This window comes from Psychrobacter lutiphocae DSM 21542, from assembly GCF_000382145.1.
Taxonomy (GTDB): Bacteria; Pseudomonadota; Gammaproteobacteria; order Pseudomonadales; family Moraxellaceae; genus Psychrobacter; species Psychrobacter lutiphocae.
Map to the genome: position 1 here is coordinate 53,241 of NZ_KB907639.1, position 13,173 is coordinate 66,413.

The 13,173-nt window shown below is 43.2% G+C and carries 12 protein-coding genes; all 12 read left to right on the forward strand.

The annotated features are described in order from the left end of the window. The first annotated feature begins 178 nt into the window (after window positions 1-178). On the forward strand, window positions 179-757 hold the full coding sequence (locus tag H140_RS0108075) for an isochorismatase family protein (protein WP_019673153.1): 579 nt from the start codon (window positions 179-181) through the stop codon (window positions 755-757). A 655-nt stretch (window positions 758-1,412) separates the two neighbouring features. Beyond that, window positions 1,413-1,565: a periplasmic nitrate reductase, NapE protein gene (locus H140_RS15530; protein WP_019673154.1), complete on the forward strand. Its 153-nt coding sequence runs from the start codon at window positions 1,413-1,415 to the stop codon at window positions 1,563-1,565. A 413-nt stretch (window positions 1,566-1,978) separates the two neighbouring features. Further along, window positions 1,979-3,214: a pentaheme c-type cytochrome TorC gene (gene torC / locus H140_RS0108090; protein WP_019673156.1), complete on the forward strand. Its 1,236-nt coding sequence runs from the start codon at window positions 1,979-1,981 to the stop codon at window positions 3,212-3,214. A gap of 47 nt (window positions 3,215-3,261) precedes the next feature. Further along, a complete protein-coding gene (gene torA, locus H140_RS0108095) occupies window positions 3,262-5,784 on the forward strand; it encodes a trimethylamine-N-oxide reductase TorA (RefSeq protein ID WP_019673157.1) in 2,523 nt (840 codons plus the stop codon). Window positions 5,785-6,023: 239 nt separating this feature from the next. Beyond that, window positions 6,024-6,878, forward strand: a complete 855-nt coding sequence (torD, locus tag H140_RS0108100) for a molecular chaperone TorD (protein ID WP_019673158.1) — start codon at window positions 6,024-6,026, stop codon at window positions 6,876-6,878. A 192-nt stretch (window positions 6,879-7,070) separates the two neighbouring features. After that, window positions 7,071-8,366: a molybdopterin molybdotransferase MoeA gene (locus tag H140_RS0108105; protein WP_019673159.1), complete on the forward strand. Its 1,296-nt coding sequence runs from the start codon at window positions 7,071-7,073 to the stop codon at window positions 8,364-8,366. Window positions 8,367-8,558: 192 nt separating this feature from the next. Further along, the gene (moaA, locus tag H140_RS0108110) at window positions 8,559-9,794 is read left to right on the forward strand and encodes a GTP 3',8-cyclase MoaA (RefSeq protein WP_227672878.1); all 1,236 of its coding nucleotides are present in this window, start codon (window positions 8,559-8,561) and stop codon (window positions 9,792-9,794) included. Between the two features lie 444 nt (window positions 9,795-10,238). Then, on the forward strand, window positions 10,239-10,766 hold the full coding sequence (gene moaB / locus H140_RS0108115) for a molybdenum cofactor biosynthesis protein B (protein ID WP_019673161.1): 528 nt from the start codon (window positions 10,239-10,241) through the stop codon (window positions 10,764-10,766). 24 nt (window positions 10,767-10,790) lie between these two features. Next, on the forward strand, window positions 10,791-11,645 hold the full coding sequence (gene mobA, locus H140_RS0108120) for a molybdenum cofactor guanylyltransferase (protein ID WP_019673162.1): 855 nt from the start codon (window positions 10,791-10,793) through the stop codon (window positions 11,643-11,645). Window positions 11,646-11,714: 69 nt separating this feature from the next. Continuing rightward, window positions 11,715-12,212, forward strand: a complete 498-nt coding sequence (gene moaC / locus H140_RS0108125; RefSeq protein WP_019673163.1) for a cyclic pyranopterin monophosphate synthase MoaC — start codon at window positions 11,715-11,717, stop codon at window positions 12,210-12,212. 89 nt (window positions 12,213-12,301) lie between these two features. Beyond that, complete coding sequence (locus H140_RS0108130) at window positions 12,302-12,565, forward strand: hypothetical protein (protein WP_019673164.1); 264 nt, start codon at window positions 12,302-12,304, stop codon at window positions 12,563-12,565. Between the two features lie 19 nt (window positions 12,566-12,584). Beyond that, on the forward strand, window positions 12,585-13,173 hold a 589-nt coding region (locus H140_RS0108135), incomplete at its 3' end, for an ISAs1 family transposase (RefSeq protein WP_019673165.1).

Below are 13,173 nucleotides of genomic sequence, written 5' to 3' on the forward strand. Positions count from 1 at the left end.
TTTGAATGTTCAACAAACCCTAGAGATTAGAGTTATTTTAATATTGTCTTAATATTGTTTTTGTGATGTCTTAGTATAACTAAAACTGTTACCTTGATGTGTTTTATAGGATTCTTAGGTGTAATATGCTTTAATAAAGCAATGACGTTTGTTTTTTTAACAACACAAGGAGCGTGTTATGTCAAAAACCACCATTACAGACAAAACTTATCGTATTGTGCGCGACAATACGCAAGCACTCATTATTGATGTACAGCAGAGGCTTGCCCCACATATCTATCGTAATGAAGATGTTCTGCACAAAACTGTTACCTTAATTCAAGGCTTACAAATATTGGGCGTGCCGATCATGCTCAATGAACAGTATAAAAAAGGACTCGGTGAAACACTGCCTGAGATTATGGACGTGCTTGACGTCTCTAAGACTAAAATCGTGGAAAAGGTCACATTTAGCGTCTGTGACAATGATGAAGCGTGGTATCATGTTGCCCAGCAAAATCGAACTTCGGTGATTGTATGTGGTATTGAGGCACATGTGTGCGTGATGCAGACCGTATTAGATCTGCTAGACAATGGTATGCAACCAGTAGTGATAGCCGATGCCATAGGCTCACGAGATAGCTATGATCGGCGTCAAGCCATTCGCCGTATGCGCCGAGCAGGAGCTGTAATTACCACGACTGAGGCCATATTATTTGAGCTGTGTCGTTCTAGTAAAGATCCAGCATTCAAGGCCATTAGTCAGTTGATTAAGTAGATATCGTATTTCCAATGAAACCGTATTTTCAGCCATTCAGTTATTTTAGTTATGTTATATAGGTGCTAAAACTAATAAGTAAGCATTAAAGTTCAACAGTCTTTTATTTATATTAACTTAATAATAAAAGACTGTATGTTAAGAAAAACAAAATAACTAGGTGTCTAATCAAATACTGTCACCTGTATAGTCAGAATATAGTAGTTAAATGCTAGCTATTTATAATAACCTTAATTATAATAAGGATATTCTTATTTTTCGCATAAACTATCTAAAAACTTTTTTGACATAAAACAGCATTATTTTTGTACAGTTATTATCTTTTTATATTTTACAACTATTATTTTGGTACTGTTAAGATAAGCTTCTAAACAATTTACCAAGATAAATGGCCAATTAGCTGTTTATTACTGTGTGAGCTTTCTTATCAGCTCCAATTATATATGCAAGCAAATAGCAAGACGCTAGCAGAAAACATCTATTAACAACTTTGCGTTGTCTTCGCGATATTAAAAACTCATTTTTATCACTTTGCGATATCTGTTCATAGGGTTATCTGTTCATAGGGTTGTAAGAAATGAGTAAGTCTTAATAAGTTAGTAATAAGTCACCTAGGGATTAGCCAAAATACAAAATCGAAAAAAAGGGGAAACCTATGCAAACCAAAGAACAACCTGTCAAGCGTGAGTGGTTAACTGCGTTGGTCATGTCTTTCTTTGCCTTACCAATAATCGCTTTATTGTTTATTTGTGCTTATGGCTTTATTGTTTGGTTTGGTCAGATGTTGTTTTGGGGACCACCGACCTAAGGGTTGCTCAAAACAAGTGGTTTAAGTCAAGCTGCTTATCTGTTAATGGTGTATTTAAATAAGGGTGAATCTAAAATAAGCGTATATTGAGCAACAGTCAAAATTTGTGGCAAGCAAATAGCAAAGTGCGGCTTTAATGGATGACGACGCTTTCTAATATTGAGAGTTTTTTTTATTGATAGCTTTTTGAACCTCTTTCACACTGCCTAGTTGCACTATGTCTATTTCAGCTAGATCTATTTGTACTATGTTTGATGATAGATTAGGTTTAGGAAGATTAGGCAAATCAATAAATATGTCGATACGATAACTTAGATACGCATTACGCATGAAGATAAGCATAAATATGCATTGAAGCGAGATTATTTTTCAAATTTTCGACCTTGATACGATACAAATGGCAAGGAATTATCATGAACGCAATTAAACGCCTATTTAGCTGGCTGCGTCGGCTTTTATTTCAACCTTCAGCAAAAATCGGTCTAGGCCTATTGGTCATTATTGGCTTTGCTGGTGGTGTCTGGTTTTGGGCTGGATTTAATGCTGGTCTTGAGGCCACAAACAGTGAAGAGTTTTGTTTGTCTTGCCACACAATGAAAGACAACATGCTACCAGAATTACAAAAAACGGTGCATTGGCAAAACCGTACAGGGGTTCGTGCTGAATGTCAGGATTGTCACGTACCGCATAAGTTTACAGATAAAGTCGCTCGTAAAATGCAAGCATCACGTGAAGTGTTATCGCACGTGATGGGAGATATTGGTACACGTGAGAAGTTTTTAGCACACCGCGGTGTGCTAGCGCAACGTGAGTGGGCCCGCTTTAAAGCCAATAACTCAAAAGAATGTCGTAATTGTCATGATTATGACAGTATGGATTTTAGTAAAATGCGTGTGACCTCACAGATGATTATGCGTAGTGCAGCTGAGCGTGACGCCAGCTGTGTTGACTGTCACAAAGGTATTGCGCATGAGCTTCCTGTCCTAGAAGGTATGCACAACCCTGCCTTTGATACCTTAGTATCAGAAGCTAATCATACCAAAATTAACGTTGGTGAGACTTACTATAACGTTGTACCACAGCCATTATATTTAGATGCAGAAAAAACCAAACAAGTAGGTACTATCGAAGTAGCTGCTCCAGCCAAAGTAATCGCTCACGAAAATGGCATGACTCAAATTGAGCTTGATATGTGGCGTAAGAACAAAGGCTATGGCCGTGTTTGGTATACGCACTTCGGTCTTAACATTGTGGATGCGATTATTGACAAAGAGCTGTCACGTGATGAGTCACTGATTACGGTTAAAGAGTCAAAAGAAGATCCTATGACTGGACTAGAGTGGCAGAAAGTGAGTGGTCAATTCTGGGTTGAAGATGGCTTATTAATGAATAGTCTTGAAACTGCTTGGGACATTGCTGGTCAGACCTATGAAGATAATTGTAGTGTGTGTCACCGTCAGCCAGATCCAGCAGGGCATGATGCGAACCAGTGGCCAGGTTTATGGGCAGGTATGGTTGGGTTTACTAACCTTGATGATGACACAGGCGGTTTGGTATTGAAATATCTACAACTTAACTCATCTGACTTTGCCGCAGGTACGCATGCACCTGGATCACCTGAAAATGCGATCCAAACAGCCAGACCATAAAAAGTGCAGCTTAGCCACAACAAGCATTAAAATATTAGAGGTATTTTATGAAAACTATAAATCGTAGGGGCTTTTTAAAATCGCTGGCCGCTTTGTCTGGCACCGCTGTGCTACCTATGCCGTTACTTGCAGATGACAGTGTCTTAACCAAAGCAACAGGTGGTGAGAAGCAAGATTGGAGTGGTTGGAAAATGTCAGGAGCGCACTGGGGTGCGTTCCGAGCTCGCGTTGAAGCCGATAAGTTGGTCGAAATTAAGCCATTTGAATTTGATCAGTATCCAACCAAAATCTTAGACGGTGTACCAGGTATTCTGTACAGCCCATCACGTGTACGTTATCCAATGATCCGAGTTGATTGGTACAAAAATCGTCATAAGAGTGATACGTCTCAGCGTGGTGATAACCGCTTTGTGCGTGTTAGCTGGGATGAAGCGCTAGACACCTTGTATGAAGAGCTTGAGCGGGTACAAAAAGAATATGGACCTTGGGCGCTACATACCGCAAACGTGGGTTGGCGCTCAGTGGGCAACATTCACAGCTGTGGTAACCACATGGTTCGTGCGATTGGGATGCATGGCAATAGTGTCGGTACTGCAGGTGACTACTCAACTGGTGCTGGCCAGATGATTTTGCCGTATGTCCTAGGTTCGACAGAAGTGTATTCACAAGGCACCTCATGGCCACTGATTTTAGAAAACTCAAAGCTAATTATCTTCTGGGCTAACGACCCAATTAAGAACTTGCAAGTGGGTTGGAATACAGAAACTCATGAAGCCTATGAGTACTATGAAATCTTACGTGATAAGGTCAAAAATAAAGAAATCGAAGTTATCTGTATTGACCCCGTAAAAAGCAAAACCCAAAACTACTTAGAGTGTGAGCATCAGTTTGTAAATCCAATGACTGATGTTGCCTTTATGCTTGGCTTGGCGCATACCCTGATCACTGAAGACTTATATGACAAAGACTTCATTGATATGTATGCTTTAGGTTTGGATGAGTTTATCCCCTATTTGATGGGTGAGACGGTCGATAAGGTTGAAAAAACACCAGAGTGGGCTGCCAAGATCTGTGGCATTAGTGCCGATAGAATTCGTGAGCTGGCACGTAAAATGGCCAGCAACCGTACTCAGCTATGTTTTGGTTGGGCGATTCAGCGCCAGCAACATGGTGAGCAGCCTTATTGGATGGGTGCAATTATCGCCAGTCTATTAGGTCAAATTGGTTTGCCAGGTGGGGGTATCAGCTATTCGCATCATTATAGCTCAGTTGGTGTGCCGACTTCGGGCGCCTCTATGCCAGGTGCTTTTCCACTAAACTTAGATACTGGTCGTAGGCCAAAATATGACAACAGTGATTACAATGGTTATAGCTCAGTGATTCCTGTTGCACGTATGGTTGACTGTCTGCTTGAGCCAGGTAAAAAGATTAACTTTAACGGCCATGAAGTCACGCTACCGCCACTGAAAATGGGTATCTTTACTGGTAGTAACCAGTGGCATCGTCACCAAGACCGTAACCGTATGAAAAAGGGTTATCGCAATATGGAGACGGTGGTATCAGTTGACTATAACTGGACTGCGACTTGTCGTTTTGCTGACATCGTATTGCCAGCTTGTACCCCGTATGAGCGTAATGACTTAGATGCTTATGGCTCTTACAGTAACCGTGGGGTGATAGCCATGCACAAGCTGGTTGATCCACTATATCATTCAAAGTCGGACTTCGATATTTGGTATGAATTTACCAAGCGTATGGGTCGTGAGCTTGAGTATAGCCGTGCGATGAATGAGATGCAGTGGATTGAGCAAATCTATGAGGATTGTCGTGCTGAGAACCTGAAAAAAGATTTCTATATGCCTGAGTTCAAAGAGTTCTGGGAAAAAGGCTATGTTTTATTCCCTGAAGGTAAACCTTGGGTACGTCATGCTGATTTCCGTGAAGATCCAGAGGTTAATGCATTAGGCACACCATCAGGCTTTATTGAAATCAGTAGCCGTAAGATCGCCAGCTATGGCTACGAAGACTGTAAAGGGCACCCCATCTGGATGGAGAAAGCTGAGCGTTCACATGGTGGTCCAGGCTCAGATAAGTATCCACTGTGGTTACAATCTGTGCATCCAGACACCCGTTTGCATTCACAAACTTGTGAGTCAGAAGAGCGCCGTGCCACCTATACGGTGCAAGATCGTGAGCCTTGTTATATTGGCCCTGAAGATGCTAGAGCACGTGGTATTAAAGATGGTGACTTGGTGCGTGTCTATAATGACCGCGGTCAGCTACTGGCAGGGGCTGTTATCTCTGACAACTTCCCACCAGGTGTAATCCGTATTCAAGAAGGGGCTTGGTATGGTCCAACTGGACCTGAGATTGGTGCACTAGATACTTATGGCGACCCAAATACCTTGACCTTAGACATAGGGACTTCTATGTTGGCGCAAGGACCAAGTGCCAATACTTGCTTGGTTGAGATTGAGAAGTTTGTTGGGAAAGCACCTGCGGTGACTTCATTTGGTGGCCCAACCTATGTCAACCCAGACGGCTCATTGGCGCCAGAAACTAGAGGCTAATGAGTTAAAGATTAATGGCGGTTTAACGGACTAACGGCTGATAAGTGATAGACTGTGATGCAGAGCATTTGCATCAAGAGTAGCTAGGTAATAAACTGCAAAAACCGCATAAAATTGTAAAAAAAAGGGCTTTGTTAAGTAGCAAGGCCCTTTTGCTTTCTTTAGGGATTGCATAGAATTGAATTTTTATCGAATTTAAATCAAAATATTTTCAAGTATAAACATTTGGAATGATAGCCATGACAGCTCAATCTGGATCAACGCACAACACACAAGATATGCGAAACAAAAACTTAAATGAGCAACTTAATAAAGGCGCAACAGAATCTGCAAAAGAGGATTTAACTGATGGCCTAGATGAAGGATGGGACGCACAATGGCAAGCAGTGAATGCTGGTCGTGCTGCGTTATATCGCTGGTTTGCTGATATGTTTGCACGTGAGCTTACCACTGCCCAATTAGAGGAGTTGCAAGCTCGCTATGCTGCCATGCATGATATCTTTATAGGCATGGGACTGGAAGCACAAAGTAGTCGCTTACAAAAGGCAATCAATAATCTAAAAGTCATTGTTGAAAACGAAAGAGCGTTAGAGCTGGCCGCAGATTTTGCACAAATATTCTTATTAAGTGGTCAGCAAAGTGCACCGCCTTATGCGTCTTATTATATTGAAGCAGATCAGATGCTATATGGTAAGCCTGCACAGCAGATGGCACAGTTTTTAAAAAGCCATGATCTCGACTTGCATCCAGATTTTCGTGAGCCAAAAGATCACATCAGTGTCTATTTACAAGTGATGCAAGTTTGGATTAATGCCACGCTTGAAGTGCAAGCAGAGGGCGAGCAACAAGAGCACAAACAAGCCCAACAACAAGATCAAAAACAAAAACAGCCAAACATCACTGCCGAACAACGACAAGCAGATATTGCCAATCGTCAAGCTGAGTTTTTGGATACCGCTTTGTTAAATTGGTTGTCCAAGTTTAGTGCGCGCTGTCAACAAATCGGAGTGAAAACCGATGTCTATCCTGCCCTTACTGAGCTGTTGGTTGGCTTTGTGACTGAGGACAGACAGGCATTGGCCGAGCTGCGTTAGATGCGTTAAATGCGTTAACCGCGTTCATTTCAATATTATGCTAAGTTGGCGCTAGGGTACTAAGGGCATTAGACTAGTAGCTTATCCGTATAAGACGAAAGGCTAAGGTTAACCTTCCTAAGAAGCTGCTAACATAGACCCATTAAAAAAGACGCCTGAAAAAAAGATTATCATGACTAAGAGAGGTTTGTAATGATCAGTGTTTCTGAACTAAAAACCGCTATTACTGAGCGTGTGAACCGTTACAATCAACAAGACTTGCCATTAACCGCCAGAGCCAAAGAAAAGCGTGGACTAATGACATGTCAAAATCATATTCTAGCGACCGATATTAAATCTGGCTTTGATGTGCCCAGACAGAATCTGTCCGCGATGGATGGCTATGCCTTGGCCATCGGTAGTGTCCTTGATGCAGGTACCCAGATTGAGATTATTGGTGAGTCCCAAGCGGGCACACCCTTTAGCGGTGAGTTACAGCCAGGGCAGGGCGTACGTATCTTTACTGGGGCGGTGGTGCCTGATGGCTGTGATACAGTGGTAATGCAAGAGAATACTAACTTTGCCGACATTCAGCACAGTATCGATAAGTCACAGTCTTATGCTATTACTTTAACTCAGGCTGCCGCAGTGGATAAAAATATTCGTAAGCAAGGCGAAGAGATTACCCAAGGCGAAGTCGTCTTACAGGCAGGCAAGCGTTTAAATCCAGCTGATATTAGTCTATTGGCCAACCTTGGTATTGCAAAGGTTGAGGTCTATAAGCCTTTGGTTATCGGTATCTTGGCCACAGGAGATGAGTTGGTAAACGTGGGTGAGCCGTTAGAAACTCTGGCGCAAATTTATAACTCAAACACACCAACTTTAAAGAGTATGTTGGTGCAATTGCCAGTTGTAATTCATGATTACGATATTATTCCTGATCACCTTGAGATGACACGCAAGGCAGTAACCACAGCAATGCAAGAGTGTGATGTTATTATCTCTACGGCGGGCGTTTCTGTTGGTGATTATGACTTTTTGACCGCAGTGATTGAAGAGTTAGGTCAGATTAATCATTACAAAGTGGCGATGAAGCCAGGTAAGCCATTTGTGTTTGGCGAGCTGACCAAAGATCTAGAGCATCCAGTGCTGTACTTTGGCCTACCTGGTAATCCACTGTCTGCTGTCGTTGGTACCTTACAGTTTATTCTACCAGCCTTATGGCAACTGTCTGGCGTGCAAGCTTCAGATATGCCACTGACGTTAAATTTGCAGGCAAAACTGGGTGCAGATGTCAAAAAGAGACCTGGACGCACCGATTTTCAACGTGGTATTTTGCACCAAGAGGCAGAGGGCTATGTGGTCAAACCAGCTGGCAAGCAGGACTCGCATCGCATTAAGCAGTTAAGTTTAGCCAATTGTCTAATAGTATTGCCACGAGAGGCGGGCAGTATGAGTGCTGGTGAGACGGTCGAAGTCCAATTATTCCCTTGGTATACCAAGCTATAAGACAAATACAGTTTAAAAACAATACCCCTAAAGCAGTAAGTTACAAGCAACAGGCGCTCCTTTAGGTGAGTATCTATTCGACCACAACCTGTTATAATATCTGTTATTCAAATTTTAAATACATGACCATTTCCACCCACAACCTGAGGCAACGCTTAGAGCACACTTTTTATTATGTTAACGGTACCCAATATGACCTTTCTACATTCCAACCTAGGGAAGACTAGGCTATACACTCCTTTTTCAAACACAGCTGTATTTGATGGTCTTGGTGCGGTTACATCCATTGCAAACAAACAGTTGCCAGCAGCATCCTTGCCCTCGGCACGTTTGTTTGACCCCAGTGTGCTCGGTTTAGCAAGCACGCACATCAGCAAGTCTCATATATCTGCCAAGCGCTCACCTTCTGTCACAGCGCCTGTCTCGCCTGCGTCAGACAATAGCTTGGCTCAAAAAGTGTTAACCGATGGCTTTTCACGCGAGCTCACCTATTTACGACTGTCGATTACCGACTTTTGTAACTTTCGCTGTGGCTACTGTTTGCCCAACGGCTATCAAGGCAAGCGCCCAAAAAACGAACTAACTTTAGACGAGATAGAGGTACTGATTCAAGCTTTTGCTCAAGTGGGGACGAAGAAGGTTCGTCTCACTGGTGGTGAGCCATCCATTCGCAAAGATGTCAGTGATATTATTGAGCTGGTGAAAGCCACGCCAGGTATTGAGACGGTGGCGATGACCAGTAATGGCTATAAGCTTGGTAAGCATATTAAACGCTGGCAACAAGCAGGGCTAAATCAGCTAAATATCAGTATTGATAGTTTTGAGCCAGAGGTGTTTCAGCAGATGACTGGCTTTGATATGCTGCCACAACTACTGCAAGATATCGACACCCTGCTGGCCACCACGGATATCAAATTAAAGCTCAATGGCATCTTAATGGAAAGCACAGCGTATGAAACGCTGCTTGCTGCGTTGGAATATGTCAAAACTCGACCTGTCACTTATCGCTTTATCGAGTTTATGCAGACCAGTGATAACAGTGATTTGTTCTTTGCTCAGCATGCCCAGTCAGAGCTGATCACTCAATATCTACTAGAAAATGGTTGGCAGTCGCACCAAAGAGGTCACACGGATGGTCCAGCGATTGAGTATAGCCACCCTGATTATGTGGGTCGGATTGGGATGATTGCGCCTTATGCGCCGCATTTTTGTGATAGCTGTAACCGACTGCGAGTCAGTAGCCTCGGTAAGGTGCATTTATGTTTGTTTGATCAAGGCAACTATGACATCCGAGACTATTTGCAGCGCCAAGATGTTGAGGGTCTGATTCAGGTGCTACATGGCTTTATGCCGATCAAGCCTGAGCACCACCACTTAGATCAGTCCAATAGTGGCATGATGGACAACCTATCGATGATTGGTGGTTAGCGGTTAGGGCGTGTCCCTAATACTGTCATTGCTTGGTATGTCGCTGACAATATTTTGCTGATTATGTTTCGCTGATTTGTATTATTTACGCCAATCTCAACAAGAATAGCTGGCAACATCAATGATTGGTTTATTGACAGTATTTGTATAGCTCATTTTTTACAAAATATCGACAAGGGTGGGAAGTCCCCCTTTCTCAAAGGGGGATTTAGGGGGATTTTAGTGATGTTTACCGAAAATCAATCCCCAACCCTGAGAAGCGTGAAGAAAAGCTCTGGGGGAGCTTTTTAGCTTCGCAAGAGTCAAGCTGTGCTTGGCTAACAGGAAAAGGAAGGGAGCTAAATCCCGCATAAATCACAGCCTGCATTTTAAGTTGAGAGTGGCGTATTATCTACCATTTTTATTATTTACCACTAATGATTACCTACTATTAAGGACACTTTTATGTCAAAAGAAAAACAGTTTACCAAACTAAACGTTGCGGTATTAACCGTGTCTGACAGCCGCACTTTAGAGCAAGACACTTCAGGTCAATATCTGGCCGACTCGCTACAAGAGGCAGGTCACAATCTGGCAGATCGTCAGCTGATCACCGATGATATCTATAAGATTCGTGCGGTAATTAGTGGTTGGATTGCAGATCCAGACGTCCATGCCGTGATTACGACTGGCGGTACTGGCTTTTATATCCGTGACAGTATGCCAGAAGCGGTCAGCGTCTTGTTTGATAAGACCATTGATGGCTTTGGTGAGATGTTCCGCTTGATATCCAACGATGAGATTGGGATGTCAACCATTCAATCACGTGCGATTGCGGGCATGGCAAATAACACCGTTATCTTCTGCTTGCCAGGCTCATCTGGTGCTTGCCGTACGGGCTGGACACAGATTATCAAAGAACAGCTTGATAGTCGCACTGGCCCTTGCAACTTTGTACCGCATTTGATGCGTGTCAATCCAACCCATGATTAATCTATCTGATCGGTTGGCTTGATTATGACGGATGCCGCACAGGATGAGTTAAAGATGCCCCCCTGTTTAGCGCAGCAGTATGTGGCAGGGGTGCTGATCTTAGCTGGCGGGTTATCGACGCGCATGGGGTCACCGAAGGCTCTGTTGGCGTTGCCTTCTGGTGAGAACTTACTCGATTATCATGTGCGTCATGCTCAGCAATTGGGTGTGCCTGTGTTGATTGCCGATAATGGGCAGGGGTTTACCACGCAAGTTGGGGCTGAAGATTATCCGATTACGCATGTCAAAGACTATCAGCCTGACAGCAGTCATCCAGACGCCAAGCATAAGCACTCAGCAGGACCACTGGGAGCGATTTTTGCTGGCATGCAGCAGCTGTTATTGACCGAGAGTGACTTAAATAATAGACCTGCCAAAGTATCCAAATGGATGCTGGTGGTGAGCTGTGATAGCTTGGTTACGGCTACTGATATCTGGTGCTATTTGGTTGAGCAAGGTGCCCTCAAGCCAGCACAAGCTAATCCAGTACAAGCTAATAAGCACAATTTAACTAAGAATTTAACTAAGAATTTAACTAAGCAAGCCCTGATTGAGCAAGCCCTAACTGCACAAGATGCTCAAAAGCAACGGCAACTATCTGCATCCCTATATTGCTTGGCAGATAATGAGCGTAGCTACCCACTGCTCGCCTTATATCAGTTGTCTTTGGCACCCACATTACAAGCGTATTTGGATGCTGGCGAGCGTCGAGTGATGCGCTTTATAGAGCCGATTGGTCAGTCACTTGCGATGCCAGCGTCTTGGTATGCTCTGTCCAATCTCAATACGCCAGCACAGTTTGAGACGGCGTGTCAGCAGGTGTTTGGGGCGATTGGTTAGTTGCTTGTATTTAACAAATATTCACAATTCATATATCCATTTCCCTGAGCCTGAGTCTCGGAGTTTTTTATGTCAAACCAGCCTTTATCAAAAAAACAGCTGTCACATTTAGATGCCGATGGTGACATACACATGGTCGATGTCGGGCACAAAACCGTCACCACCAGAGAAGCCATCGCCCAAGGACAGGTTGTTTTTCCGCCCCAAATTTATCAGCAGATAAAAGACGCTGACGGCATGACCAAAAAGGGCAGTATCACCCAAACCGCTCACATTGCTGGCATTATGGGTGCCAAGCGCACGCATGACCTTATTCCTTTGTGCCACCCATTGCCACTAGATAAGGTTGCTATCAGCTTTGACTATGATGACGCCCAGCACGCCATCATCGTCAGCGCCAAGGTGCGTGTCACTCACAAAACAGGGGTTGAGATGGAAGCCCTTACCGCCGTCAGCATTGCCTGTCTGACCTTATATGACATGACCAAGGCGCTGTCACACGACATTGTGATCAGTAACGTGCGCTTGGTTCGTAAAACTGGCGGAAAGTCTGATTATCAGGCTTAAGCTGAATTGCAAAGCTAAGCTTAATCGTTGTCAGCATCGTCACTGTTGCAACTGGTCTAAGCTTATTTTGTGTTTAACCATCTTTTTTTATGAAACAAGCTTTGATTAAACAAATCCTTATTATATTATGCCAATTTCAACTTAAAATTCAGGCTGTGATTTATGCGGGATTTAGCTCCCTTCCTTTTCCTGTTAGCCAAGCACAGCTTGACTCTTGCGAAGCTAAAAAGCTCCCCCAGAGCTTTTCTTCACGCTTCTCAGGGTTGGGGATGGATTTTCGACAAAAATCCCCCTTTGAGAACAGGGCAATCGCACTACAAAAAACCAAAGAAGGAGTAAAATATAGCAACTGAGCCATAAAAGGAGGCTATTATGCTCAAAGACCCAAGAGAGTTTTTTGCCAAACTCAATGATCCAAGGCGCCAAAACAAAAACCTCTATCACCCACTAGAGAATGTCATATTTATTGCCCTAACCGCTTTTATCTGTGGCTATAACGACTGGGTGAGTGTCGAAGACTTTGCCAAAGAGAACAGGTCGTGGTTTGAGAAAGTTCTTGATATGCCCTATGGTATACCCTCACATGACACCTTTGGTAATGTCATGAAAATGATAGACAAAGATCACTTTGCTCATTGGATGAGTGAAAGTGTCAAAGACCATACACACATTGCCATTGATGGTAAATTTCTCCAAGGTGGCTTTAAAGATACAGACTCTATTCATCTGGTCACCGCCTTTGCCAGTGAAACTAAATTAGTATTAGCGCAAACGCAAGTAAATAGTAAAGACAACGAGATAACGACACTGCCTAAACTGCTTGATATGATCAATCTTAAAGGTAGTATTGTGACGGGGGATGCCATGTATTGTCAAAAGGATACCTGCAAACAGCTTGTTAAAGCTAAAGCCGACTATATCTTGGCATTAAAAAGAAACCATGAGCTTTTGTACGACGATG

Bases quoted from the DNA above. Each gene is read 5' to 3' on its own strand.
- H140_RS0108075 (WP_019673153.1), top strand. From the start codon at position 179: ATGTCAAAAACCACCATTACAGACAAAACTTATCGTATTGTGCGCGAC.
- H140_RS15530 (WP_019673154.1), top strand. From the start codon at position 1,413: ATGCAAACCAAAGAACAACCTGTCAAGCGTGAGTGGTTAACTGCGTTG.
- torC (WP_019673156.1), top strand. From the start codon at position 1,979: ATGAACGCAATTAAACGCCTATTTAGCTGGCTGCGTCGGCTTTTATTT.
- torA (WP_019673157.1), top strand. From the start codon at position 3,262: ATGAAAACTATAAATCGTAGGGGCTTTTTAAAATCGCTGGCCGCTTTG.
- torD (WP_019673158.1), top strand. From the start codon at position 6,024: ATGACAGCTCAATCTGGATCAACGCACAACACACAAGATATGCGAAAC.
- H140_RS0108105 (WP_019673159.1), top strand. From the start codon at position 7,071: ATGATCAGTGTTTCTGAACTAAAAACCGCTATTACTGAGCGTGTGAAC.
- moaA (WP_227672878.1), top strand. From the start codon at position 8,559: ATGACCTTTCTACATTCCAACCTAGGGAAGACTAGGCTATACACTCCT.
- moaB (WP_019673161.1), top strand. From the start codon at position 10,239: ATGTCAAAAGAAAAACAGTTTACCAAACTAAACGTTGCGGTATTAACC.
- mobA (WP_019673162.1), top strand. From the start codon at position 10,791: ATGACGGATGCCGCACAGGATGAGTTAAAGATGCCCCCCTGTTTAGCG.
- moaC (WP_019673163.1), top strand. From the start codon at position 11,715: ATGTCAAACCAGCCTTTATCAAAAAAACAGCTGTCACATTTAGATGCC.
- H140_RS0108130 (WP_019673164.1), top strand. From the start codon at position 12,302: ATGAAACAAGCTTTGATTAAACAAATCCTTATTATATTATGCCAATTT.